The 24,011-nt window shown below is 63.8% G+C and carries 22 protein-coding genes; 10 read left to right on the top strand and 12 right to left on the bottom strand.

From position 1 onward, the window contains the following. Positions 1-10 precede the first annotated feature (10 nt). Complete coding sequence (locus tag D3242_RS06095) at positions 11-442, bottom strand: TerB family tellurite resistance protein (RefSeq protein WP_027046940.1); 432 nt, start codon at positions 440-442, stop codon at positions 11-13. Between the two features lie 136 nt (positions 443-578). Between D3242_RS06095 and D3242_RS06090 the strand changes: the two genes are divergently transcribed. The 4 genes from D3242_RS06090 (at position 579) to D3242_RS06075 (ending at position 3,010) form a co-directional block, all read left to right on the top strand. Continuing rightward, on the top strand, positions 579-1,364 hold the full coding sequence (locus tag D3242_RS06090) for a TSUP family transporter (RefSeq protein ID WP_019858660.1): 786 nt from the start codon (positions 579-581) through the stop codon (positions 1,362-1,364). Between the two features lie 51 nt (positions 1,365-1,415). Beyond that, positions 1,416-1,586: a hypothetical protein gene (locus D3242_RS06085; RefSeq protein WP_080511798.1), complete on the top strand. Its 171-nt coding sequence runs from the start codon at positions 1,416-1,418 to the stop codon at positions 1,584-1,586. A gap of 101 nt (positions 1,587-1,687) precedes the next feature. Beyond that, positions 1,688-2,518 carry a helix-turn-helix domain-containing protein gene (locus D3242_RS06080; protein WP_064984065.1) on the top strand — a complete coding sequence of 277 codons (831 nt, stop codon included), beginning with the start codon at positions 1,688-1,690 and terminating at the stop codon, positions 2,516-2,518. 72 nt (positions 2,519-2,590) lie between these two features. Further along, complete coding sequence (locus tag D3242_RS06075) at positions 2,591-3,010, top strand: VOC family protein (RefSeq protein ID WP_064984322.1); 420 nt, start codon at positions 2,591-2,593, stop codon at positions 3,008-3,010. A gap of 150 nt (positions 3,011-3,160) precedes the next feature. On the opposite strand, the gene D3242_RS06070 is transcribed toward D3242_RS06075, so the two are convergent. Both D3242_RS06070 and D3242_RS06065 read right to left on the bottom strand, forming a co-directional pair. Further along, positions 3,161-4,636 (bottom strand): cobyric acid synthase, encoded by a 1,476-nt coding sequence (locus tag D3242_RS06070; protein ID WP_064984064.1) that lies wholly within the window; start codon positions 4,634-4,636, stop codon positions 3,161-3,163. Beyond that, positions 4,636-5,250 (bottom strand): dimethylsulfonioproprionate lyase family protein, encoded by a 615-nt coding sequence (locus D3242_RS06065; protein WP_064984062.1) that lies wholly within the window; start codon positions 5,248-5,250, stop codon positions 4,636-4,638. Before D3242_RS06065 ends, D3242_RS06070 begins: the two co-directional genes overlap by 1 nt. Before the next feature lie 142 nt (positions 5,251-5,392). Here D3242_RS06065 and D3242_RS06060 point away from each other — a divergent pair, with 142 nt between their 5' ends. Together D3242_RS06060 and mmsB are read left to right on the top strand one after the other, a co-directional pair. Beyond that, entirely contained in the window at positions 5,393-6,559 is a 1,167-nt protein-coding gene (locus tag D3242_RS06060; protein ID WP_019858667.1) for an isobutyryl-CoA dehydrogenase, read from the top strand. Positions 6,560-6,585: 26 nt separating this feature from the next. Further along, positions 6,586-7,470, top strand: coding sequence for a 3-hydroxyisobutyrate dehydrogenase (gene mmsB, locus D3242_RS06055; protein WP_064984060.1), 885 nt, complete (start codon positions 6,586-6,588; stop codon positions 7,468-7,470). 282 nt (positions 7,471-7,752) lie between these two features. Here the strand turns inward: mmsB and D3242_RS06050 are convergent, their stop codons facing one another. From D3242_RS06050 to D3242_RS06020, 7 genes are all read right to left on the bottom strand, one after another. Then, positions 7,753-8,397, bottom strand: coding sequence for a cytochrome c oxidase assembly factor Coa1 family protein (locus tag D3242_RS06050; protein ID WP_064984320.1), 645 nt, complete (start codon positions 8,395-8,397; stop codon positions 7,753-7,755). 84 nt (positions 8,398-8,481) lie between these two features. Next, the gene (locus D3242_RS06045; protein ID WP_027046943.1) at positions 8,482-8,847 is read right to left on the bottom strand and encodes a hypothetical protein; all 366 of its coding nucleotides are present in this window, start codon (positions 8,845-8,847) and stop codon (positions 8,482-8,484) included. 138 nt (positions 8,848-8,985) lie between these two features. Next, positions 8,986-10,365: an aspartate aminotransferase family protein gene (locus D3242_RS06040; protein ID WP_064984058.1), complete on the bottom strand. Its 1,380-nt coding sequence runs from the start codon at positions 10,363-10,365 to the stop codon at positions 8,986-8,988. A gap of 50 nt (positions 10,366-10,415) precedes the next feature. Next, the gene (locus D3242_RS06035; RefSeq protein WP_081293941.1) at positions 10,416-10,541 is read right to left on the bottom strand and encodes a capsid protein; all 126 of its coding nucleotides are present in this window, start codon (positions 10,539-10,541) and stop codon (positions 10,416-10,418) included. Positions 10,542-10,605: 64 nt separating this feature from the next. Continuing rightward, complete coding sequence (locus D3242_RS06030) at positions 10,606-12,669, bottom strand: prolyl oligopeptidase family serine peptidase (protein WP_064984053.1); 2,064 nt, start codon at positions 12,667-12,669, stop codon at positions 10,606-10,608. Between the two features lie 78 nt (positions 12,670-12,747). Then, positions 12,748-13,908 (bottom strand): MFS transporter, encoded by a 1,161-nt coding sequence (locus tag D3242_RS06025; RefSeq protein ID WP_064984051.1) that lies wholly within the window; start codon positions 13,906-13,908, stop codon positions 12,748-12,750. Positions 13,909-14,000: 92 nt separating this feature from the next. Continuing rightward, complete coding sequence (locus D3242_RS06020) at positions 14,001-15,176, bottom strand: MFS transporter (RefSeq protein WP_064984049.1); 1,176 nt, start codon at positions 15,174-15,176, stop codon at positions 14,001-14,003. A gap of 256 nt (positions 15,177-15,432) precedes the next feature. On the opposite strand from D3242_RS06020, the gene D3242_RS06015 reads away from it, so the two are divergent. From D3242_RS06015 to D3242_RS06005, 3 genes are all read left to right on the top strand, one after another. Continuing rightward, positions 15,433-17,010, top strand: a complete 1,578-nt coding sequence (locus D3242_RS06015; protein ID WP_064984319.1) for a trimethylamine methyltransferase family protein — start codon at positions 15,433-15,435, stop codon at positions 17,008-17,010. 75 nt (positions 17,011-17,085) lie between these two features. After that, positions 17,086-19,656 carry a GcvT family protein gene (locus D3242_RS06010; protein WP_064984048.1) on the top strand — a complete coding sequence of 857 codons (2,571 nt, stop codon included), beginning with the start codon at positions 17,086-17,088 and terminating at the stop codon, positions 19,654-19,656. A gap of 9 nt (positions 19,657-19,665) precedes the next feature. After that, a complete protein-coding gene (locus tag D3242_RS06005) occupies positions 19,666-21,021 on the top strand; it encodes a M24 family metallopeptidase (RefSeq protein WP_064984046.1) in 1,356 nt (451 codons plus the stop codon). On the opposite strand, the gene D3242_RS06000 is transcribed toward D3242_RS06005, so the two are convergent. Together D3242_RS06000 and D3242_RS05995 are read right to left on the bottom strand one after the other, a co-directional pair. After that, a complete protein-coding gene (locus tag D3242_RS06000) occupies positions 20,986-21,813 on the bottom strand; it encodes a phosphate/phosphite/phosphonate ABC transporter substrate-binding protein (protein WP_019858681.1) in 828 nt (275 codons plus the stop codon). The two genes, D3242_RS06005 and D3242_RS06000, sit on opposite strands and share 36 nt — an antisense overlap. An 86-nt stretch (positions 21,814-21,899) precedes the next feature. Continuing rightward, a complete protein-coding gene (locus D3242_RS05995; RefSeq protein ID WP_064984044.1) occupies positions 21,900-22,910 on the bottom strand; it encodes a fatty acid desaturase in 1,011 nt (336 codons plus the stop codon). 230 nt (positions 22,911-23,140) lie between these two features. On the opposite strand from D3242_RS05995, the gene D3242_RS05990 reads away from it, so the two are divergent. After that, a complete protein-coding gene (locus tag D3242_RS05990) occupies positions 23,141-23,998 on the top strand; it encodes a helix-turn-helix domain-containing protein (protein WP_064984043.1) in 858 nt (285 codons plus the stop codon). Positions 23,999-24,011: the final 13 nt, after the last annotated feature.

Here is a 24,011-nt window from a genome sequence, read left to right as displayed (position 1 = left end):
GTGAAAGAACCTACTCTTCCGGCTTCACCACATCGACAGGGCTGATGTCGAGCAGGTCGAGCGTGCGGCGCAAGAGGCGCACTTCGCTCTCGGCCAGCTGCGAATCCGCCTTGGCGATCTCTGCCATATGCTGGGCCAATTGCTTGCGCCGTTCCACGTCGAGATCGCGAAACAGCGCGATCGCCTGCGAGCCGTTGGTCTCGTAGCCGAACTCGTTGAGATATTCGATGACGGCGTCGATACTGGTTTCCTGAATGCCGAAAGCGTCCTTGCAGATGCGCCGGAAGGCAACCATCTCGCTCTCGCTGACCGTCCCGTCGGCCAGGATCATGCGGAACAGCATTAGCAGTTCGGCCGACAGGACAGGATCGTCGGCGACCTTGCGCACGCCCGGGTCGCCGTCGAAGATGGAGCGTATCTGGTCCAGCAATGCGAATGCCATCAGGGGCCTCTTTCCGGGTTAACCAAATCCAAGCGCATTGCGCTTGGATAGAGGTAGCGCGGAATCGGCCTTGCGCAAACAGGGCTGTCGTGGTCGAACGCCGTTATCCCGCCGACCGGACGTCTCCGTACATCAGATGATCGACCTCACCACCCAGACAATCATCATGCTCGCCTTCGCCGCCTTCGCGGCGGGCTTTGTCGATTCGATTGCCGGCGGCGGTGGGCTGATCACCATTCCGGCACTTTTGCTTGCCGGCTTCTCGCCGGTCGAAGCGCTTGGAACCAACAAGCTGCAAGGCATGTTCGGCTCCGGCTCGGCCACCATCCACTATGCCTCCAAGGGCCATGTCGACCTGCGTCGGCAGTTGCCGTCGGCGCTGCTGGCGGCTGCAGGCGGTGTCATTGGCGCCTTGCTGGCCACCATCGTTCCGGGCGATCTTCTGCGCGCCCTGCTGCCGCTGGTGCTGATCGCCATTGCGCTCTATTTCGCGCTCAAGCCCAACATGAACGATGTCGACCGGGCCGAGCGCCTGTCGCCCTTCCTGTTCGGGCTGACCCTGGTGCCGGCAATCGGCTTCTATGACGGCTTGTTCGGCCCCGGCGCCGGCTCCTTCTATATGCTGGCCTTCGTCGCCCTTGCCGGCTACGGCGTGCTTAAGGCGACGGCGCACACCAAGCTGCTCAACTTCGCCTCCAACATCGGCGGCTTCATCGTCTTCGCCGCCGTCGGTGTCATCTCCTGGAAAATCGGCCTGATGATGGGCGTTGCCCAGTTCCTCGGTGCTCGCGTCGGTGCAAGCCTCGCCATGCGCATCGGCGCCAGACTGATCAAGCCGCTGCTGGTGATCGTCTGCCTGGCGCTGGCCGTAAAGCTGCTGGCCGATCCGGCCAACCCGCTGCGTGTGATGATTGGTGTGTGATCACGCGCCTGTTACTATGGCGCTGTTCGAATCATGTTGGAGGAGCCACACATGAATCTCAGCGCGCCTACCCAGATCGTTTTCATAATTTCCCTGGTCATCGCCATCATCGGCATTCTTGCCGCCCTTGGCGTTCTTGCATTTATCCCGCTCGCATCGGTGTGGATCGTTCTCATTGCCTACATCGTGCTCGCCGCCGGCTGCCTGATGCGCGGCGCCTGACAAGTTTCCCTTGAAGTGGGGACAGAGAGCGCCCGGCCAAAAGCCGGGCGCTTTTGATTCTGACCAACGGCTGATAGATTTGTCCGGCGGAAGGATGGCCGATGCCGATCGAGATGCAGCACCGGAAGGAACAGGATTGCTCAATCGCGGGGCGCTTCGAGATGCGCCGGCGCCTTCCTGATCCTGCACTTGACGGCATTGTGTCAGATATTTGTGGCTATCGCGAAACAGCGGCAGGCCACTTCCGCAACGTCGAATACGCTTCGCTCACCGTGCCTTTGGTGTTCAGTTTCGCCGAGCCCTTTGCCATCGGCCTCGGCAAGGCGCCCGACGACAATGACCGCTTCGCCAGTTTCGCAGCCGGGCTTTTTGCCGGACCGGTGATGATCGAATCCTTCGGCACCGCCTGCTGCATACAGGTCAACTTTACGCCGCTTGGGGCGCGCCGTTTCTTCCGCTTGCCGATGAGCGAACTGACCGACAGCATGGTAGTCCTCGACGACGTGCTGGGCGCCGAGGGCATGGCGCTGCGTGAACAGCTCGGCAATGCGCCGGACTGGGCGTCGCGTTTCGACCTTGCGGAAGCATTCGTCACCGCCCGGCTTGAGCGCGCCGCCGAAACGCCACTGGAAATCGCCTGGGCCTATGACCGCATCATCGCCTCCGGCGGCCGGGCCCGCATTTCCGCCATCGCCGAAAAACTGGGCTGGAGCCGAAAGCATCTCGCCGGCAGCTTTTCCAATGCGATCGGCATCGGCCCGAAGACATTGTCGCGCATCGTCCGCTTCAACCGGGCGCTTGGCCTGTCACGGCAGCAGACCGCCGATTGGGCCGATATCGCCGCCGATTGCGGCTATGCCGACCAGGCGCATCTGGTGCGCGAGTTCCGCGACCTTGCCGGCGAGACGCCGACGGCGCTCTCGGTCAGGTAACATTTCTTCAAGACGCTGGAGCGGCCTTCGAACAGAGTGGGTTATCGACCGACCCAGATCAAGGAGGTTCCCATGCCCATCACCACCGAAGCCCCGCGCCTTTACCCTGCCCTGCGCTACAAAAACGCGGCAAAAATGATTGACTGGCTCTGCGACGCCTTCGGCTTCAGCGTCCGTGCCCGCTATGGCGAAGGCGATGTCGTGCACCATGCCGAACTGGTCTTTGGTGCCTCCATGATCATGCTGGGCAGCGCACGCGACGACGATTACGGCAAGATGGTCGGCGAACCCGGCACCGGCGGCGGCAAGTCGATCTATGTCGCCGTCGACGACGCCGATGCCGCCTATGCCAAGGCCAGGAACGCCGGCGCCACGATCGTCCAGGAACTGACCGACCGCGACTATGGCAGCCGCGAGTTCATCTGCCGCGATCCGGAAGGCAGCGTCTGGTCGTTCGGCACCTACTGGCCGAAGGCGGGGGAGAAGGCGTGAGCTGGCCTGAGGCGTGCCGAGATTCAGGTCAGGCCGAGCCGACAAATGACTGATACCGAGAACCGGAGCGGAGCGTACTCAAGTAGGTGAGCACCGGAAGCACAGGAAACCGGCATTTGCAGGCCGGCCTCACCTGAATATCGGCACGCCTCACCGAGCCAGGCCGAAGATCGCGTCGCAGTCGAGGTGGCTCTCCAGCTCGGCCGCGACGTCGTCTAGCGCCCGTTCGACGTCGGCGCGGTAGTCGATGCCGGCGCCCTTTATGCCGAGGCTTTCGAGGAATTTTCCGCGAAAAGCGTCGGCGCCGAACAGGCCGTGCATATAGGTGCCTGACACCTTGCCATCAGCGGAGATCGCACCGTCTGCAACGCCGTTGATGATCGCCGACGGCCGCATCGTGTCCGGGCCGGAGGTGCGGCCGAGATGGATTTCGTAGCCTTCGAGCGGCAGGTCGAATTGGACCGAGCGGGCGCTGACATTGCGCACCGTCTTCTCCGGCTCCATCACCGTTTCGATATCGAGCAGGCCAAGCCCTTCGGCCTCGGTGACACTGCCTTCGATGCCGTCGGGATCGCGCACCCTGCGACCAAGCATCTGAAAGCCGCCGCAAATGCCGACGACATGGCCGCCGCGCTTGCGATGCGCGGCAAGATCCCGGTCCCAGCCATTCTCGCGGAATCTAATGAGATCGCCGATCGTCGATTTGGAGCCGGGAATGACCACCAGCCCGGCGTCGGCCGGCAGCGGCTTGCCCGGCGGCACGAACACCACCTCGACCTGCGGTTCGGCCTTGAGCGGGTCGAGATCGTCGAAATTGGCGATGCGGCCAAGCATCGGCACCGCCACCTTCAGCGCCCGCGCCTCGCCGGATGCCAGCCGCTCCAGCACCACCGAATCCTCCGAAGGCAGCCGCGCCGCCGCCTTGAGCCACGGCACGACACCAAAGCAGCGCCAGCCGGTGAATTTCTCGATCGCCTTGAGGCCGTCATCGAACAGCGAGACATCGCCGCGGAACTTGTTGATGAGGTAGCCGACGATCATGCGGCGGTCTTCTTCCGGCAGGATCAGATGCGTGCCCGCGACCGAGGCGATGACGCCGCCGCGATCGATGTCGCCGACCAGCACAACCGGCACATCGGCACGCGTGGCAAAGCCCATATTGGCGATGTCGCGGCTTCTGAGGTTGATTTCGGCCGGCGAACCGGCGCCCTCGACGATGACCAGATCGGCGCCCTCGCCGACCTTGCCCCAGGAGTCCAGCACGGCGTCCATCAATCGGGCCTTCAGCGCCTGGTAATCGCGCGCGCGCGCCTCGCCGAACACCTTGCCTTGCACGATGACCTGCGCGCCGATATCGGTCTGCGGCTTGAGCAGAACCGGATTCATGTGCACCGATGGCGCAACGCCGCAAGCGATCGCCTGCAGCCACTGCGCGCGGCCGATCTCGCCGCCGCTTTTGCTGGTGTCGCCGGGAATGTCGGCGACCGCGGCGTTGTTCGACATGTTCTGCGGCTTGAACGGCCGCACCTTGAGCCCGCGCTTCTTCGCGGCGCGGCACAGGCCGGCGACCAGCACCGTCTTGCCGACATCCGAACCCGTGCCTTGCAGCATGATCGCCCTGGCCATCAGCTTCGGCCCTGCGTGGCGGTTCCGGTGATCGTGGATTTCTGCGCCAGCGGCCCGCCGCGCCAGATGTAGAGCGCCAGAAGCGGCTCTTTGCCGGTTCGCATCGCGTGGTTGACATTCGAGGCGTGGTGGACGACCTCGCCCGCCTCCCGCACGCGAAAACTGCCCTCGCCCATGCGCCATTCCGTACCGCCCGTCAGCGGAATGTAGATCTCCTCGGCGACATGATGATGGTCGGGGTAGACGATCTCCGGCCCAAGGATCAGCAGGCCGGCGGCCACTTCGTCATTGGCAAAAAGGCCGCGCGTGCCGAACACTTCCAGCCAGCCATAATTGTCGATGAAGGCCTTGCCGAAATCCGTCTCGGTGTACGTCTGCCCCCAGTGCAATCCGTTGCGATGCTCCACCAGCCATTGCACCAACGCTTTCGCAGCAGGTGGCGCCAGCTCGGCGGCACGGTCGAGATGGCGCACGCAGCTGATCCTATGCGGCTCCAGCGCGCGGGCCGGCATATCCCAGCCGATGCTGGCCACGGCGTCGCGCACCAGGGCATTGTCCACGCAAGCGAGATAGGCGTGGAATTGCCGAAGCAGCTCATCGAATTTTGTCGTCACATCTCGCTCCGGACATGCATTGGTGCACAGCCGCTCCGCAGCGGGTCGGGTTGCGCGGCGGCATCATTGGTCTAGATTGATGCGCGCGCAAAGCCAAAAACGACAGGCCAGCGGGCTAGCTGGCATATAGGGAGAGAACGCCATGGACGCCGCGGTCGATGCGAGCACCAGCCAGTTCGAACTCAACGAGGAACAGCGCGCCATCCAGGAGATGGCGCAGGCCTTCGCCGCCGACCGCGTCGCGCCGAATGCGCTCGACTGGGATCGCAGGAAGCATTTCCCGGCCGATGTGATCCGCGAGACCGGGCCGCTCGGCCTCGGTGGCATCTATGTCAGGGACGATGTCGGCGGCTCGGCGCTCGGCCGCCTCGACGCTGTGCTGATCTTCGAGGCGCTGTCGCATGCCGATCCGGGCTTTTCGTCCTTCATCTCGATCCACAATATGGTGGCCTCGATGATCGACCGCTTCGGCAACGACGAGCAGCGCCAGCGCTTCCTGCCGAAGCTCACCTCGATGGAATGGCTGGCCAGCTACTGCCTGACCGAGCCGGGCTCCGGATCGGACGCCGCGGCGCTGAAGACACGCGCGGCGAAGAGCGGCGGCGACTATGTCCTCAACGGCGCCAAACAATTCATCTCGGGCGCTGGCGACAGCGACGTCTATGCCGTCATGGTGCGCACCGGCGCCGACGGGCCGAAAGGCATTTCCACCATCGTGGTGCCGAAAGATGCGCCCGGCCTTTCCTTCGGCGCCAACGAGCACAAGATGGGCTGGCACATGCAGTCGACCCGCCAGGTCATCTTCGAGGACTGCAAGGTGCCGGCGGAAAACCTCCTGTCGGGTGAAGGCGCGGGCTTCGGCATCGCCATGGCCGGGCTCGATGGCGGCCGGCTGAACATCGCCGCCTGTTCGCTGGGCGGCGCCCAGTCTGCGCTCGACAAGGCGCTGTCCTACACCGCCGAGCGCAAGGCCTTCGGCTCGAAGATCAATCAATTCCAGGCGCTGCAGTTCAGGCTGGCGGACATGGAGACCGAGCTGCAGGCAGCGCGCATCTTCCTCTATGCCGCCGCCTCCAAGCTCGACCGCAAGGCGCCGGATGCCGGTAAATGGTCGGCCATGGCCAAGCGCTTCGTCACCGACACCGGCTTCAACGTCGCCAACAATGCACTGCAGCTGCTCGGCGGCTACGGCTATCTGCACGACTACGGCATCGAGAAGCTGGTGCGCGACCTCAGGGTGCACCAGATCCTCGAAGGCACCAACGAGATCATGCGCGTCATCATCGCGCGTGCGCTGATTGGTCGCTGAAGCCAGCAAACTCCGGGAGTGAGACAATGACGACGATCGCCTTCATCGGTCTTGGCAACATGGGCAACCCGATGGCCGCCAACCTTGTCAAGGCTGGGCATGCGGTAAACGGTTTCGACCTAGTGCCGGAAAACCTGACAGTGGCAAAAGAACATGGCGTGACGATCATGGCCAATGCCTTGGCGGCGGTGAAGGACGCTGATGTGGTCATCACCATGCTCCCTGCCGGCAAGCACGTGCTGTCGGTCTACGAGGACATCGCGCCAGGGGCCAAAAAAGGTGCGCTGTTCATCGATTCCTCGACGATCGACGTCGAGTCGGCGCGCAAGGCGCATGCGATTGCCGCCAGACACGGCCTGCTCTCCATCGACGCGCCCGTTTCGGGCGGCACCGGCGGGGCGGCGGCCGGCACGCTGACTTTCATGGCCGGCGGCTCGCAAGACGCCTTCGCCGCCGCCGAGCCGGCCCTGAAGCCGATGGCCGGGCGCATCGTTCATTGCGGCGGCGACGGCGCCGGCCAGGCGGCGAAGATCTGCAACAACATGATCCTCGGCATTTCGATGATCGGCGTCGCCGAGGCCTTCGTGCTGGCCGAAAAGCTCGGCCTGTCGCATCAGGCGCTGTTCGAGGTCGCCTCGACCTCTTCGGGCCAATGCTGGTCCTTGACCACCTATTGTCCGGTGCCCGGCCCGGTGCCGACCTCGCCCGCCAACAGGGATTACAGACCGGGCTTTGCCGCTGCCCTTATGCTGAAAGACCTGAAATTGTCGCAGGTAGCCGCACAGAGCGCGGGCGCGGTGACCCCGCTTGGCGCCGAGGCAGCGCAGCTCTACGCCCTGTTCAACGCCCAGGGGCATGGCGGCGCCGATTTCTCCGGCATAATTAATTTTCTCAGGGGTAACCTAGCGTAACCAACGGATTTGATGGGTTTTTTCCGGATCATCCCGCCAGAAGAACCGCAAATTTAGATTTGCTTAAGCTCTCGATAACTCTGCGGTAACGATGTCGCTATAAAACGGACTGCGAGGCGGACATATCGCATCCGCCCGGCGCTCCGGATCAGGTCTCGCGTACCGGAGCCCGTAAGTTTCGCCAAGTGTTTGCGTAGCGAAACGCCATGCGTATCTGGCAAAGCCGCGTTCCCGATGGAGCGCGGTTTTTGCATTTCTGCCGCGCTCACTCAAGGCTCATGTCTATATTCCAATCGCCGCATTCGGGATTGGCACATGATCTTCGTTGGTCAGCACGATCGGCGTGTCCACTCCATCAACCCTGACCACGAGCAGGCGGATGCTCCACGTGCCGGCATTGCGGACCATATGGGAAAACACGGTGGCTTTGCCCTTGGCGCCGTGGACGGGAATGCTGAACTGGGCGTCGCCCGTTCCATTCGCACTGACGTTGAGATGGCCGCCGACCCAGAAATTGTCGGTCACGCCGTCGCCAATGGCCGCCTTGACCCGGGTATCGGCACGCACGGCGTCCATGGTCATGTGGTAGGCGTCACTGCCTTTGAACATGAAGGGGATGCTGCCGACCGCCGTCGCACAGCCCCCGATACTGAGCACCCAGATAGCAAGGCCGGCGATTGCCCAGTTGCGCTGCGTCTTGCGGAACTGCTCCGCGTCGCGCCAGGCCCGGTTCTGCCAGGCCCAGCGGCTGCCGCGTGCACCGAGCACGAAGATCATGACGAGATTGACGACCGGGATCAGTGCCAGCAGTGCGATCAAAGTGCTATTGCCGATGCCCCAGATCCAGTTGAGGAAGAAGGCGCCCCAGTTCCAACGGTCGAGCTCGGCCGGGATTTCAGCCGGCTGGTTGAGCGGTTGTCCGGCCATGATGTCCCCCATCGGTGCGTATGCCGATTGGTTCTAGACCATGATTTCGACAATGCGCAAAATCAAAGTTCGGCAGGGTCTATTTCAAGCCTTTGACGACAGCCGGCGAAAATTCGCCTTCACCGCGCGGCTGGCGGGCTTGAGCGCGGCGCTGATCGACAATTCGGCCGCGACGCCGTTGAACAGCGACGGCGTGCGACCGGAAAGGAGTTCCGGCCAGAATCGCGATGCCGACTGCAGGAAGGACATTTGCGCCGCGAACGCGCCCTCGGCGATTGCCGCGGTCTTCTCGTTCACCGCACGCGCGCTTTCGGTGCCCCAGGGCTGGCTGCTGCCGGCGTCCATCGCCATCAACGGCAGGCGCATCATCGCCACCATCGGCGCCAACATCAGGTCAGCGCCGATGCTGGCCGCTTCTTGCGCGCGTCGGCTCTTGCCGGTTTTTCTCATGGAAATGAACCCCTTGCTACAGCCGGATGGCTGCCGCCCCACACACTACGCGCGGAGGGTGAAGTTTGTTCCCCATGGAGGCAGTATGTTTCTCGAGGGCGGGAGTTCCCCTGAAGAAACGCCCGGTCGAGGTTCGCCTTACCGCTTGCGCAGATCGGCCTGCGCCAGATCCAGCGCCTTGCCGATCCGCTCGCAGGCCATGTCGATCGTGTCGCGGGTCCAGATCAGCGGCGGCGACAGGATCATGGTGTCGCCAGTGGCGCGCAGCATCATGCCATTGGCGATGGCATGGTCACGCACCGTCACCGCGGCACTTCCCGACGGCAGGAACCGCTCCTTGGTCGCTTTGTCCTTGACGATCTCGATCGCGCCCATCAGGCCGATCGAACGCACCTCGCCGACCAGGTCATGCCCGGCGATGCGCTCCTGCAAGGCCTTGGCGAAATAAGGCCCGGTGTCGTTCCTGACGCGCTCGACCAGGCCTTCCTGCTCGATGATCTCGAGGTTTTTCAAGGCCACGGCGCAGGCCACCGGATGCCCGGAATAGGTGTAGCCGTGGTTGAACTCGCCGCCCTTCTCGACCAGCGTCGAGGTGATGCGGTCGCCGACCAGCAGCGCCGACAGCGGCTGATAGCCCGAGGTCAGCGCCTTGGCCGTGGTGATGGTGTCCGGTTCGATGCCGAAGGTCTGGGCCGCGAACCACTCGCCGGTGCGACCATAGCCGGTGATGACCTCGTCCAGCATCAAAAGCACATCATATTTGCGGCAGATGCGCTGCACTTCGGGCCAGTAGCTCGCCGGCGGGATCTTGACGCCGCCCGCGCCCATCACCGGCTCGCCGATAAAGGCCGCGACCTTGTCGGCGCCGGCCTCGAGGATAGCGTCCTCGACCGATTTGGCCGCGCGCAGGCCGAAATCATGATCGCTCTCGCCCGGCAGCGCCAGCCCATAGGCATAGGGCATCATCACATGCACGATGTTGGGCACAGCCCCGTTGAGCTGCTTGTGCATGGCATCCATGCCGCCGAGCGACGTGGCGGCGATGGTCGAGCCGTGATAGGCCATTTTGCGCGAGATGATGCGGTTCTTCTCCGGCTTGCCCTCGATCACCCAGTAGTGGCGTACAAGACGCAAGGCGGTGTCGTTGGCTTCCGAGCCGGAGGAGCCGTAGAACACCTGGTTGACGTTCTTCGGCGCGATCTCGGCCAGCTTCTTGGACAACAGCACCGGCGTCGGCGTCGAGCATTTGAAGAAGGAATTGTAGTAAGGCAGCTCCTTCATCTGGGCGTAGGCGGCCTCGGCGAGTTCGTCGCGGCCATAGCCGATGTTGACGCACCACAGGCCGGCCATGCCGTCGAGCAATTCCAACCCTTCGGAATCGTAGATGAACGGGCCATTGGCGTGGGTGATGATGCGCGAACCCGCTTCACGCAATTCCTTGTGGTCGGTGAAAGGATGGAGATGGTGCGCGGCGTCGATCTGCTGAAGCTGCTTCAGCGAATAATTCTGATAGGTCATGTCTGATTCTTTCCTCTGGATTCAGTCCGGCAGGCGCCGGGGCGAATGCATCAGAGGCTGGCGGGCGGCGAATAACCGATGCGGGCGCACAGCCGCAAAAGCTCCGCGCGCAGCGTGCGCGGTGACGGTGTCACCGCGACCCCGAACGTGCAGACAAAGGTCATAGCAGGAGCCATGCAGGGCACCTTAGAGCAAAGGCTGGCCGAGGTGAACCACCCTTTGCTTGGCCCATGGCCGATTCTAAGCCTTGGCGCTCAGTGCCCGCTGCAGGAAGACATATTTCATCGCCGTCTGCGCCGCCTGCGGCCGGCGATCGCCACGTCCGCCATGCCCGCCTTCGGTCTCTTCAAAGAAGAGTGTCCCGGCGTGGCCGGCCTCCAGCAGGCGTGCCGCCATCTTGCGGGCATGGCCGGGATGGACGCGGTCGTCGGCGGTCGAGGTCGTCAGCAGCACCGGCGGATAGGCGGCACCCACCCTGACATGCTGGTAGGGCGAATAGGCAGACAGCCACCTGGCGTCTTCCGGCTTCGACGGATCGCCATACTCGGCCATCCATGAGGCGCCGGGCGGCAATTCGGTGTAGCGCAGCATGTCGAGCAGCGGCACCTCGATGATGACGGCGCCAAAGAGTTCCGGGCGCTGCGTCAGTGAAACGCCGGTCAGCAGGCCGCCATTCGAGCCACCTTGGATGCCGAGCGAGCTTGCCGTCGCGATGCCGCGCCTGACGACGTCCTCGGCCACCGCGGCGAAGTCGTCAAAACCGTTCTGGCGATTGCCTTTCAGCGCCGCCTGGTGCCAGGCGGGCCCGAACTCGCCGCCACCGCGAATGCAGGCCTGCACATAGGCATTGCCCTTCTCCAGCCACAGCCTGCCGCGCACGCCGGCATAGCCCGGCAAGAGCGGCACTTCGAAGCCGCCATAACCGTAGAGCAGCGTAGGCACCGGCCCTTTCTGGTCACGGCGCCGGACGACGAAGTATGGGATCATCGTGCCGTCCTTCGAGCGCGCCTCGAACTGTTCCGAGATCAGCGGCGCGGCATCGAAGCGCGCCGGCTGCGACTTCACCGTGGCAAGCGTCTCGCCGTCGTCATCCGACCAGATGATCGAGCTCGGCGTCAGGAAATCCGTGAAGGAGAAGGACACGCTGGAGCCGAAGCGCTCGGCATGGCTGATGCCGATAGTGCCGTTCTCAGGCAACGCGGCCGGCTTCAGCGACCAGGCGCCATTCTTGCGCTCGCAGACGAGAACCTTGCCGCGCACGTTGTCCATCAGGCTGACGAACAGCCGGTCCTGCGTTCTGGCGAGCCCGGCGATGGACACGCGATGCGCCGGCGCCAGCAAGGTTTCGATGGCGCCGAAACCGCCGCTTTCGATCCAGTGCGCGAAATCGAGCGAATAGAGCCCGTCCGGTTTGCACACCGTGCCATCCGGTGCCATCCATGGCGTGCGCACCCCGAACACCAGCTGGTCCTTGAAAAGCGATGTGTCGGTGGCGTCGTCGGGCAGCGGAATGCGCCTGTTTTCGCCAGATGGGAGATGCAGGAAACTGTGCGACGCGAAGAAATTGATAGCCCGCGCCAGGAACACGTGACGCTTCTCGCCGTCGAACTCGACGCCGGCTCCTGCGGCGAGATCGTCTTTCTGCGCCTCGAAGATCGGCGTCGCCTCTTCCAGCGCCGTGCCGCGTTTCCAGAGCTTGATCACACGCGGGTAGCCGGACTCGGTCTTGTCGGATTCCTCGAACGCCGCCGAGACGATGACCGTGTCCTTGTCCAGCCAGCCGAAACCCGACTTGGAAGCCGGCGCACGGAACCCGCCCTCGATGAACAATCTGGTTTCGATGTCGAATTCGCGCATCTCGCTGGCGTCGCCGCCGTCCGGCGACATCGACAGCAGGCAGCGGCTGAAGTCCGGATAGAGCCGGCTGGCACCGCTGAACACCCATTTTATCCCCTCCTTCGCCGCAAGCTCGTCGAAGTCGATGATCGTTTCCCAGACCGGCTTCTCGGTCTTGTAGGAAGCGACTGTCGTGCGGCGCCACAGGCCGAGCGCATTGGTCTTGTCCTGCCAGAAATTATAGACGTGGCCGGCTACTGCCGCGCCGACGGCGATGTTGTCCTCGGCCGTCATCAGGTCGAGTGCCGTCTGGAACGACGCCTGATACGAAGGATCGCCCTGCAATTCGCCAACCGCGATCTCGTTCTGGCCATGCACCCAGTCGAGCGACTGTTTGCTGGTCCTGTCCTCCAGCCAGAGGAAGGGGTCCGCGGTATCGGCTTCTGGCTTGGCGATGGGCTTGGTCATGGAATCTCCAAATAGGCAATGCTTGGGCATGCAACATCGACATGCCGCGTCCGATATTCAAGAGTTGCAGCCAAGGATTTAGGCCTTCGCGCGACCAGCGAGGCTCGCGACCGTCAGGGCCAGGCACATGAGGCAAAGCGTGATCGGCAGGCCTCTCGCACCCAGTATATCCATGGCGCTGCCGGCCAGCGGCGGCACGGCTATGCCGCCGACGCCCCACATCAGCGAGAAGGCGGCGTTGCCGGCGACCAGGGTCGAGCCGGTGAAACGCTCGCCCAGCTCGATGATCGACATCGTGTAGATGCCGTAGGAGACCGCTCCCCAGACGAAGATCATCGGCCAGATCAGCGGCGTTTCGATGAGAAGCGGCAGCAACACGCATCCGAGCACGGTCAAGGAAACACAGGCGAGCCGCACCAGGCGTGCGGTCAGCCTCTCCGCCAGCAGGCCGAGCGGCACCTGCATGGCAATGTTGCCGGCGATCATCATCGACAGCAGCGCCGACATGCGGGCTTCCGCGATACCATAGTGGTTGCCATAGACCGGCAGCAAGGCCAGCGCCCCCTGTTCGAAACCCGCGGCCACGATGACCGCCAACAGAAGCAGCCACGCCATCGGTACGAAGCCCAGAACGGAAACCCGATGCCCGGCCTCGTCCACCTTCGGCAGGCGCGGCAGCACCGACGCCAGGCACATGCCGCATAGCACGAAGGCACAAATACCGACGAGGAAGGGCGGCCATCCCTGCGTACCGACGGCGAGCAGGCAGAGCGGGCCGGCCGCGAAGCCGGCCGAAATGATCGTCGAATAGACGCCCATGATGCGCCCGCGCCTGGCCGGCGGCGCAAGGGCAATCACCCAGATCTCGCTCAAGACGTATAGCGGGTTGGTCACCACGCCGATCAGGAAGCGCAGCGGAAACCACAGATAGACATTCTGCGTCCAGCCGATCAGCGCCAGCACCACGGCCGAGAGCGCGGCGCAAGTAAGCGCCGTGCGCCCCGCCCCGAACCGCCGCGCAAGCCCCGGGATCAGCGGCGACGAGACGATGAAGCCGATCGGCGTCATCGCCGCCGACAGGCCGATCATCGCCGGCGAGACGCCCTGGCGCTGCAGGATGAAGCTCAGCAGCGGATAGGACAGCCCCTGCGCGATGGCGAACACCGAGACGGTCGCGATCACGCCGGTGATCGCCGCCCATTGCATTCCTTCGCCAGTTTTCGAATCCGCCGCGGCCATGGTCCTACCGTTGGTGCCCGGCAGGATTACCGGCTCGGCCAAACAGCGGTAAGCCCCGCCAGCGGAAAGCGCTTGCTCCAGCCAGATCCATGTCAGGAGGCTCGGCGTTGCGAGGAGCGGAACAAGGCGAAGGCGACCAGAGCCGCATCGAGACCGAAGATCACCACGGGCAGGCCCAGCGGGCCGATGCCTTGCATCAGCAGGCCGGCGCCCGGCGGGCCGACAATGCCGCCAACGCCCCACAGCAGGGCGAAGGCCGCATTGCCGGTGACGAGCAGCGTGCCCTTGAAGCGGCTGCCGAGTTCGACCAATGCCATCGTATAGACGCCGTAGCCCACCGCGCCCATCACCAGCAGCACGCCCCAGATCAGCGGCGTGGTGATCAGCAGCGGCAGCAGCGCCGCGCAGATTGCCGTCGCCACCGCGCAGGCTACGATCATCGGGCGGCCACCGAACCGTTCCGCCAGCAGGCCGAGCGGGATCTGCAGCAGGATGTTGCCGAGCGACAGTGCCATCACCAGCGCGGCGAGCACGGCTTCCGGCAGGCCATAGCCGGTGCCGAAGACCGGGACCAGCGCATAGGTGCTCTGCTGGACGGCGGCCGAGACCAGCACGGCCAGCAGCAGCGCCGGCGCCAGCCGGGCGAAGCCGACAAAGCTGCCGGCTGGCTGCCCGTCATCCTCGAACCCGGTAAGCTTCGAGGAGACAAGGCGCAGGATGACCGCGCAAAGCACGAAGCCACCGATGCCGACCCTGAAGGGTGCCCAGCCCGACGTGCCGACGAAGGTCAGGGTGAAGGGCCCCGCCGCATAACCGGCGCCCATCAGCGTGTTGAACACGCCCATCACCCGGCCGCGCCGCGAAGGCGGCGCTAGCGACAGCGCCCAGACCTCGCCGAGGATATAGAGCGGATTGATGACGACCCCGATGATGAAGCGGATGATGTACCAGGCCATCCAGTTCTGCAGATAGCCGATGCCGAGGAAACACAGCGCGCCGATCAGCGAGCAGCCGACCGCCAGGTTGCGCGCACCGACCAGCCGCACCGCCGCCGGCACGAACGAGGCCGACAGGATCAGGCCGAGCGGCATCATCGCCGCCGACAGGCCGATCAGCCCGGGCGACATGCCTTGCTTCTGCATCAAAAGCGTGAACAGCGGTGAGCTCAGCCCTTGCGCGGCGCCGAACATGGCAAGTGCCGCGGTGACGCCGGCGAGCGCTGCCCACTGCGTCCCCGCTTCGCCTTCGCTCGAGCTGGTTGCGACCATTCCATCATTCCATGTGAGGTGCCGGCTGACCTCCCTGCCGGCAAGGCCCACCAGCTACGGGTTCAATTCGGGGAAAGAAAGGGCCGGTAAGCTAAATCCGCTTGCGCCAACAGCGCGGTGATCAGGCGATGCCGCGGCCACACAGCTGCCGTTCCGGCATGTCGCTTCCCTCGCCCTAGTGGTCGCCGCCTCCGCAATGGCCGGCGGGCCGCCGGTCCATTATGCCGCCCGCTATTCGCATCCTACGAGGACCATCATGACCGCCGCCGTAAACCCCTTAGAACCGGCCCTGGCACCCGACCGTGCCCGCCGTGGCGGCCGCGCCGGAAAGCGCGCCGGAGGCTCGGCCGCGTTCGAGCAACCGGCTTTCCGCCAGCTGAAAAACCCGCTGGCGCCGACCAGGCTGGTGTCGGAAGACGAGCTGGAATCGATCCACCTCGCCTCCTTGCGCGTGCTCAGGGAAATCGGCGTCGACGTCCTGCACGACGAAGCCCGCCGCATCATGAAGGCGCATGGCGCCGATGTGCGCGAAGGCTCGGAGCGCGTGCGCTTCGACAGCGACATGATCCTCGAACTCATCTCGCACTGCCCGTCGGAATTCACCATCCATGCCCGCAACCCTGCGCATAGTGTGCGCTTTGGCGGCGACAATCTGATCATCTCGATGATGGCGTCGGCGCCGAACTGCTCCGACATCGATCGAGGCCGCCGACCCGGCAACCAGGCCGACTACCGCAATTTCCTGCGCCTGGCGCAGATGCACAACATCCTGAACTGCACCGGCGGCTATCCGGTCGAGCCGACCGATATCCATCCGTCGGTGCGCCACCTCGAATGCATCCGCGACCTCGCCACGCTGACCGACAAGGTGTTTCACATCTATTCGCTCGGCAAGGAGCGCAATGTCGACGGCATCGAGATCGCCAGGATCGCGCGCGGCATCAGCCACGAGCAACTGCTCGAGGAGCCGTCCGTCTTCACCATCATCAACACCAATTCGCCGCTCAAGCTCGACGTGCCGATGATGGAAGGTATCATCCAGATGTCGAGCAAGGGCCAGGTCGTTGTCGTCACGCCCTTCACCCTGTCGGGCGCCATGGCGCCGGTCACCATCGCTGGCGCGCTGGTGCAGCAGAATGCCGAGGCGCTGTCCGGCATCGCCTTTGCCCAGATGGTGCGCAGGGGCGCGCCTGTCGGCTATGGCGGCTTCACTTCCAATGTCGACATGAAGTCCGGCTCACCGGCCTTCGGCACGCCCGAATATATGAAGGCGCAGCTTGTCGGCGGCCAGCTTGCCCGCCGCTATAACATCCCCTACCGCACCTCCAACACCTGCGCCGCCAACACGGTCGACGCGCAGGCGGCCTATGAGAGCGTGTTCTCGCTGTGGGGCGCCATCCAGGGCGGCGGCAATCTGATGATGCATGCCGCCGGCTGGCTCGAGGGCGGCCTGCGCTGCTCCTACGAGAAAACCATTCTCGACATCGACCTGTTGCAGATGGTGGCCGAATTCCTCACCCCGCTCGACCTGTCAGAGGAGGCGCTCGGCTTCGACGCCATCCAGTCGGTTGGCCCCGGCGGCCATTTCTTCGGCACCCAGCATACGCAGGACCGCTACAAGACCGCCTTCTATTCGCCGATCATTTCCGATTGGCGCAATTTCGAGACCTGGGCGGAAGCTGGCTCGCCAACGGCGATGGAGAAGGCCAACAAGGTCTGGAAGGAACGGCTGGCATCCTATGAAGAGCCCTACATGGATCCGGCGATCCGCGAGGAACTCAACGACTTCGTCCAGAAGCGCACGGCCGAAGGCGGCGCGCCGACCGATTTTTGATCGTGCATGGCGGGCGTCGTGACCGCCAGCGACCGAAACCTCTGATTCAATTTACGCAAAAACGGACCTATCTTCATGAAATCCCATGTAAAAGCGGTTGTCATCGGCGGCGGTGTCGTCGGCTGCTCGGTGCTCTATCACCTGGCCAAGGCCGGCTGGACCGACATCATGCTGATCGAGCGTTCGGAGCTGACCTCCGGCTCGTCCTGGCACGCGGCCGGCGGTTTCCACACGCTGAACGGCGACCCCAACGTCGCCAAGCTGCAGGCCTACACCGTGCAGCTCTACAAGGAGATCGAGGAAATCTCGGGCCAGTCCTGCTCGCTGCACCTGACCGGCGGCGTGATGATGGCCGATACGCCGGAGCGCATGGACTTCCTGCGGCTGGCCCACGCCAAGGGCCGCTATCTCGGCATGGACACCGAGCTGATCACACCGTCCGAAGCCAAGGCGATGTTCCCGCTGATGGATGAGAAGAACTTCGTCGGCGCCATGTGGGATCCAGTCGAAGGCCATCTCGACCCGTCCGGCACCACCATCGCCTATTCCAAGGCGGCGAAGAAACTCGGTGCCGAGATCGTGCTGCGCAACCGCGTCGTCGATCTCACGCAGCAGCCCGACGGCACCTGGAACGTCGTCACCGAACAGGGCACGGTCCACGCCGAGCATGTCGTCAATTGCGGCGGCCTGTGGGCGCGTGAGATCGGCCGCATGGTCGGCGTCGAACTGCCTGTGCTGGCCATGGAGCACATGTATCTCCTGACCGAGCCGATGCCGGAGGTCGAGGAGTTCAACAAGTCGACCGGCCGCGAGATGATCGGCGTGCTCGACTTCAAGGGTGAGATCTACACCCGCCAGGAGCGCAACGGCATCCTGCTCGGCACCTATGAGAAAGCCTGCAAGCCATGGTCGCCGGTCAACACACCCTGGGATTTCGGCCATGAACTGCTGCCGCCCGATCTCGACCGCATCGCGCCGTCGCTGGAAATCGGCTTCAAGCACTTCCCCGGCATCGAGAAGGCCGGCATCAAGCAGATCATCAACGGCCCCTTCACCTTCGCGCTCGACGGCAACCCCCTGGTCGGTCCGGTGCAGGGCCTGACCAATTTCTGGTGCGCCTGCGCCGTCATGGCCGGCTTCAGCCAGGGCGGCGGCGTCGGCCTCGCTCTGTCGAACTGGATGGTGCATGGCGATCCCGGCTTCGACGTCTGGGGCATGGATGTCGCCCGCTTCGGCGAATGGGCCGGTCTGCGCTACACCAACGCCAAGGTGCGCGAAAACTATTCGCGCCGCTTCTCGATCCGCTTCCCCAATGAGGAACTGCCGGCCGCACGCCCGGCGCAGACGACCCCACTCTACGACACCATGCTCGCCAACAACGCCGTCATGGGCGACTCGTGGGGCCTTGAAACCCCGCTCTGGTTCGCGCCGAAGGGCAAGGAGCCCAGGGATATCGTCTCGTTCCACCGCTCCAATGATTTCGGCCCGATCGGCGAGGAAGTGCGCGCCACGCGCGAGCGCGTCGGCGTCACCGAAATCGCCAACTTCGCCAAATACGAAGTGTCGGGACCGGGCGCGGAAGAGTTCCTCAACCGACTTATGACCAACCGCATGCCGAAGACCGGCCGCATCGTGCTAACCCCGATGATCAACGAATTCGGCAAGCTGATCGGCGACTTCACCATCGCCAAGGCCGGCGAAGACCGCTTCATGATCTGGGGCTCTTCGGCCGCGCAGAAATACCACATGCGCTGGTTCGAGAAGCACCTGCCGAAAGACGGTTCGGTGCGCATCCATCGCTTCGACCAGACGCTGGTCGGCCTGTCGATCGCCGGACCAAAGTCACGAGACCTCTTGCAGAAGCTGGTCGATGTCGACATCTCGACCAAAGCCTTCCGCTTCATGGATTTCCGCGAGATGGCGGTCGGCGGCGCCCCCTGCATGGTCAACCGCATCACCTACACCGGCGATCTCGGCTACGAGATCTGGATGGCGCCGGCCTACCAGCGCCTGGTCTATAAGGCGATCAAGGATGCCGGCGAGGAATTCGGCCTGGTCGATTTCGGCATGCGCGCCCTGCTCTCAATGCGCCTGGAAAAGAACTTCCCGACCTGGTTCCGCGAGCTGCGGCCGATCTACGGACCATTCGAAGGCTCGATGGACCGCTTCATCAAGCTCGAGAAGAACGATTTCATCGGCCGCGAAGCCGCTGCCAAGGAACAGGCGGAAGGCCCGAAACTGCGCCGCGTCTCCTTCATCGTCGACGCCGCCGATGCCGACGTCATGGGCGACGAGCCGATCTGGGCCAAGGTCAGCAAGGATTTTGGCACGGTGGAAAAGCCGCATGGCTATGGCGCGCCGCGCTTCGACGACAAGGGCGAGGAAGTGCGCGGCTCCAAGGCTGCCGAAGGGGCTTCCGCCGTGCGCGGCATCGTCGATGGCGACTGGCGCGTGGTCGGCTGGGTGACGTCGGGCGGCTATGCCCACTATGTCCAGAAGTCGATGGCGCAGGGCTACGTTCCTGCGGCACTCGCTGAGGACGAAAGTGCCGGCCTGTTCGAGATCGAGATCCTCGGACACCGTCGCCCGGCGCGCATCAATGTCGAGGCGCCTTTCGACCCGAGCGGCGAGAAGATGCGGACCTGAGGTTCAGCCATGGACGGCGCGGCGCCAAAAGGCGGCTTCGGCCGCCATCGCAAGATCATGCCGTTCGAGCCTGGCTCGATCGAGGAATTGCGTGAAGGCTCCCGCCAGAAGGCGGCGTCGCTCAACCAGCATGTGCTGGGCTATGGCGCGCAGGCTGAAGCAGAATGGGCGGCGGCAGGCATTGCCGCCCCCGATCTTCCGGCGATGCGCAAATACCGGCTGGAGCGCATCCGCGCCGAGCTGACGCGGCGCGGCTATGCCGGCGCCCTGCTCTACGACCCCGTCAACATCCGTTACGCCACCGACTCGACCAACATGCAGCTGTGGGTGGCGCACAATCCGACGCGGCATTGCTTCGTCGCCACCGAAGGCCCTGTGGTGCTGTTCGACTATTTCTCCTGCGAGCATCTGTCCGACCATTCCGGCGTCGTCGACGAAGTGCGCCCGGCTGTCTCGTGGATGTATCTCTACAGCGGCGAACTCACGGAGCAAAAGGTCCGCCGCTGGGCCGCCGGCATTGCCGATCTGGTGAGGGAACATGGCGGCGGCAACAGCCGCATCGCGGTCGATCACATCAATCCAGAAGGCGTCGAGGAACTCGCCCGTCTCGGCATCTCCATCGGCAATGGCGAAGCGGTGATGGAGAATGCCCGGCTGATCAAATCACCGGACGAAATCCTCGCCATGCGCCGCACCATTGTCGCCTGCGAGGCGGCGATGGGCGAGATGGAACAGGCTCTGCAGCCCGGCATTTCCGAGAACGAACTGTGGGCCGAGCTGCACCGCGGCAACATTGCGCGCGGCGGCGAATGGATCGAAACGCGGCTACTGACGTCCGGCCCGCGCACCAATCCGTGGTTCCAGGAGTGCTCGTCGCGCATCATCGAGGCCGGCGACCTCGTTGCCTTTGACACCGACCTGATCGGCCCATACGGCTTCTGCGCAGACCTGTCGCGCACCTGGCTGTGCGGCGATGCCAAGCCGAGCAATGAGCAGCGCGACCTGTTCCGCATCGCCGCCGACCAGATCGAGCACAACACGCAGTTGATGCAGCCGGGCATCTCGTTTCGCGACCTTGTCGAGCGCTCGGCGGTGCCGCCGGGAGACTGCTTCTCGACCCGCTACGGCGTGCTCTACCACGGCGTCGGCCTGGCTGACGAATACCCCACGCTGCCGCATGCCAGCGACTGGACGCCGGATACGCCGGACGGCGTGATCGAACCCGGCATGGTGCTGTGCGTGGAAAGCTATATCGGCAGGCTTGGCGGGCGCGAAGGCGTCAAGATCGAGGAGCAGATCCTGATCACCGAGACCGGCAATGAGCAGCTTTCAACCTACCCGTTGGATGCGAGGCTGCTCGCTTAGGCTGGCAAGGGCTTCGCGCATTGCCCAGACTGTCTTTTCCGGCGTCGTCCTGGCGGTGATGAAGGGCAAGCCCTTGCGCCGCGCCGTCCAGCCGACGATCGCCACCTTGCGTGCCGCCGGTTCGAAACGCTGCGCCAGCGCCCAGCTTTCGCAGTCGATTGCTGCGACATCTGCCCTGCCCTCGGCAACAGTAACGATCGAAGCGCGATGACCGCCGCTTTCGCTGCGCGAGGAAAAGATATCGAGGCTTTCGCCGGCCGCCTGCAGATCACGCGTCAGCCCGATCATGCCCGACATGGAATCCAGGCTGTTGAAGGTGAAGCGCTTGCCACGGAACAGGTCGAGCGGCAGCAAGGCCTTGCCGTCCGCGGGCGAGCGAGCTTCCGGCCCCTCGCCCGTCCGCATCACCAGCGCGCTGGAATAGAGTTCGCCCTGCCCGCCCTCATAGGCGTCATAGCTTGGCTGGCCGATCACTTGCACATGGCTGGACAGACCGAGTTCCATCGGCCCCCAGCAGGTCTGCGCGAACAGCAGCGCCGGATGCAGCCAGAGCTTGTGATAATCGAGTTCGCCCGGCGGCAATGTCGAAGGATCCGGCGCGATCAGCGCCCCTTGGGCATCATGGATGCCGCCCGGCACCGGCGGCAGATCGCCATTGCTGCGCGCGATGGCTTGCGGCGCGTCGATGCCCTTTTGCCGGAAGGCATCGCGCAATTGCCCCCATTGCGCGTCGACCTCGCCGCGCACTTCGGGCCAGTCATACATGGGCAATGCCGCAACCAGTTCGCTCATGCCGATATCAAATCATCACGTCTGTAAAAAGGACCACAAAAACGCGGCGTCCAATCAGAATTGGCCGACACGAGGGATGCCGCGAATTATTCCTTGGGCGGCTCGGCGGGCACCGGCGCCGTGCCGAGTCCATTGATGTTGCGTGCCCGGATGCGCGGCTTGAACGCCCGGCCGTGCTCAGGCGCACGCCGCAGCACCGGATGCACGATCGGCTCCTTAGCCTTGAAGGCATAGGCTTTGATCAGCGCGAAATAGTTCGGATAGGCATAGCCATTGTTCATCCGCAGCCACTCGTCACGGCGCTCGCGAAACAGTTTCGGCAGCTTGTACCAGGCCACCGTAGGCGTCTTGTGATGGACGAAGTGAAGATTGTTGTTGAGGAACAGGAACGACAGCGGCGAGCGCTCGATGATCACCGTGCGGCCTTCCGGATGTTCGGACCACTGATGCTCGGCAAAGGTGCGGATCGCGATCAGCGACTGGCCGAGCCAGACCGGCGCCAGAATGTAGAGCCACAGCGGAATGCCGAAGCCGAACTGCACGATCGGCGCCACGATGGCGAGGCCGATCGCATGCAGCAGCCAAGCCTTGCGGATCGCCTTGTCGCCGGCCATCATCTGCTTGAAATCGTCGATGAAGAAGCCGATGCAAGACAGCCACGGGCCAAGGAAGAAACGGCCGGCCATGGTGTTGTTGATCTTGAGCAGGAACTTCATCGTCGGCGGCAAATCGTCGTGCTGCCACAGCGCCTGATAGTAGCTTTCGGGATCGTCGAGCGGATCGGTCAGCCGCTCGTCGGCATGGTGGCGCAGGTGAAGCGTCTTGAAGCGGCGGAACGGCCAGACCAGACCGATCGGCAGGAAGACGAAGGCCTCGTTGATCAGCGCGCTGCGCGTCGGATGGCCATGCAGCACTTCGTGCATGATCGACGACTGCAGTGCGAGAATGAAGCCAAGGAGAGCGAGGGCCACGATGGGATGGGAAGGCCAGAGCAGGAAACCGGTTGCAAGCCACGTTCCGTAACAGAAGAAAGCGAGAACCGCAGTCGGCCACTCGATGGCCGGTGTGTTGCGTCGCTTGATGCTCTTGCCTGTCATGCTATCGACCACTGCCCCTCAGTCGTCGGAACCCCAACTGGTTCCTGACAGCATAGTGTCAGGAGAAGCGATTCCACTCAACGCGACAAAGTATACAAAATGTTGCGATTGCGCATTTTTGACTGCACATGTTACACATTGTAAACACGCTTAGGGATTCATTTACGCCTGAGGCACCTCGGTGGACGGTTTCGGCGCAAATTTTTCCTCAAGATTCGGAGAAGCGGACGATGGACAAACGCGATCTGTCAGCAATTTTCCGGGAGCGTCTGAAGCTGCTCCTGACACGATCCGACCTCAATCAGTCGGCCTTCGCGTCAGCAGTCGGCATCGACCGCTCGGCGTTGTCGCAGCTGATGTCGGGCGCCTCGACGCGCTTGCCGCGCGCCGAAACGCTGCTCAACATCGCCGCCGAATTCAAAGTGTCGCTGGACTGGCTGCTCGGCCTCAGCCAGGACGAAGGCGTCACCGGCGAAATTCGCGAAAGCCTGGAGATCGAGGAGGCGCCCGACGGTTTCGACCGCACGCTGCTCGCCAAATGGTTCGCCGAGGCAGCCGGCACCAAGATCCGCTACGTGCCCGCAGGCATTCCCGATCTGCTGCGGACCCGCGCGCTGGTCGACTACGAGGCCAACATCACCAACAGGAGCCGCCTGGCACAGGCCAGCGAGACGCAATACCGCATCGAATACAACCGACGCCCGGAAACCGACATGGAAGTCTGCATGCCGCGCCACACGCTGGAGATTTTCGCGCGCGGCCTCGGTGTGTGGGATCGTTTTCCCGAGGCCGACCGCCGGCAGCAGCTCGCCCATATGGCGACATTGCTCGAAGATCTCTACCCGACCTTCCGGCTGTTTCTCTATGACGGCCGCATGCGCTATTCGATCCCGCTCACCATCTTCGGCCCCTATCGCGCCGCCATCTATGTCGGCGACATGTATGTCGTGCTGAACGCCACCCAGCCGGTCCAGGCGCTGACCCAGCATTTCGACAATCTGATCCGCGCCGCCGACGTCAATCCGCACGAGGCCGCCGCCTTCGCCCGCAATCTGGCCGGCATGTCGTTCCCGTCAGGCTCTGTCTGATCGACGGCAATCA

Source organism: Mesorhizobium jarvisii (assembly GCF_003601985.1).
Classification (GTDB): Bacteria; Pseudomonadota; Alphaproteobacteria; order Rhizobiales; family Rhizobiaceae; genus Mesorhizobium; species Mesorhizobium jarvisii.
Note: the sequence above shows the minus strand (reverse complement) of the source record. Positions and strands in the feature narration are given on the sequence as shown.

What these genes read in the sequence shown, in the direction of transcription:
- D3242_RS06040 (WP_064984058.1), bottom strand. Translation starts at nt 10,365, where the DNA reads ATGACCTATCAGAATTATTCGCTGAAGCAGCTTCAGCAGATCGACGCC.
- mmsB (WP_064984060.1), top strand. Translation starts at nt 6,586, where the DNA reads ATGACGACGATCGCCTTCATCGGTCTTGGCAACATGGGCAACCCGATG.
- D3242_RS06005 (WP_064984046.1), top strand. Translation starts at nt 19,666, where the DNA reads ATGGACGGCGCGGCGCCAAAAGGCGGCTTCGGCCGCCATCGCAAGATC.
- D3242_RS06050 (WP_064984320.1), bottom strand. Translation starts at nt 8,397, where the DNA reads ATGGCCGGACAACCGCTCAACCAGCCGGCTGAAATCCCGGCCGAGCTC.
- D3242_RS06000 (WP_019858681.1), bottom strand. Translation starts at nt 21,813, where the DNA reads ATGAGCGAACTGGTTGCGGCATTGCCCATGTATGACTGGCCCGAAGTG.
- D3242_RS06025 (WP_064984051.1), bottom strand. Translation starts at nt 13,908, where the DNA reads ATGGCCGCGGCGGATTCGAAAACTGGCGAAGGAATGCAATGGGCGGCG.
- D3242_RS06010 (WP_064984048.1), top strand. Translation starts at nt 17,086, where the DNA reads ATGAAATCCCATGTAAAAGCGGTTGTCATCGGCGGCGGTGTCGTCGGC.
- D3242_RS06060 (WP_019858667.1), top strand. Translation starts at nt 5,393, where the DNA reads ATGGACGCCGCGGTCGATGCGAGCACCAGCCAGTTCGAACTCAACGAG.
- D3242_RS06085 (WP_080511798.1), top strand. Translation starts at nt 1,416, where the DNA reads ATGAATCTCAGCGCGCCTACCCAGATCGTTTTCATAATTTCCCTGGTC.
- D3242_RS06035 (WP_081293941.1), bottom strand. Translation starts at nt 10,541, where the DNA reads ATGGCTCCTGCTATGACCTTTGTCTGCACGTTCGGGGTCGCGGTGACA.
- D3242_RS06090 (WP_019858660.1), top strand. Translation starts at nt 579, where the DNA reads ATGATCGACCTCACCACCCAGACAATCATCATGCTCGCCTTCGCCGCC.
- D3242_RS05995 (WP_064984044.1), bottom strand. Translation starts at nt 22,910, where the DNA reads ATGACAGGCAAGAGCATCAAGCGACGCAACACACCGGCCATCGAGTGG.
- D3242_RS06075 (WP_064984322.1), top strand. Translation starts at nt 2,591, where the DNA reads ATGCCCATCACCACCGAAGCCCCGCGCCTTTACCCTGCCCTGCGCTAC.
- D3242_RS06095 (WP_027046940.1), bottom strand. Translation starts at nt 442, where the DNA reads ATGGCATTCGCATTGCTGGACCAGATACGCTCCATCTTCGACGGCGAC.
- D3242_RS06080 (WP_064984065.1), top strand. Translation starts at nt 1,688, where the DNA reads ATGCCGATCGAGATGCAGCACCGGAAGGAACAGGATTGCTCAATCGCG.
- D3242_RS05990 (WP_064984043.1), top strand. Translation starts at nt 23,141, where the DNA reads ATGGACAAACGCGATCTGTCAGCAATTTTCCGGGAGCGTCTGAAGCTG.
- D3242_RS06015 (WP_064984319.1), top strand. Translation starts at nt 15,433, where the DNA reads ATGACCGCCGCCGTAAACCCCTTAGAACCGGCCCTGGCACCCGACCGT.
- D3242_RS06030 (WP_064984053.1), bottom strand. Translation starts at nt 12,669, where the DNA reads ATGACCAAGCCCATCGCCAAGCCAGAAGCCGATACCGCGGACCCCTTC.
- D3242_RS06020 (WP_064984049.1), bottom strand. Translation starts at nt 15,176, where the DNA reads ATGGTCGCAACCAGCTCGAGCGAAGGCGAAGCGGGGACGCAGTGGGCA.
- D3242_RS06070 (WP_064984064.1), bottom strand. Translation starts at nt 4,636, where the DNA reads ATGGCCAGGGCGATCATGCTGCAAGGCACGGGTTCGGATGTCGGCAAG.
- D3242_RS06045 (WP_027046943.1), bottom strand. Translation starts at nt 8,847, where the DNA reads ATGAGAAAAACCGGCAAGAGCCGACGCGCGCAAGAAGCGGCCAGCATC.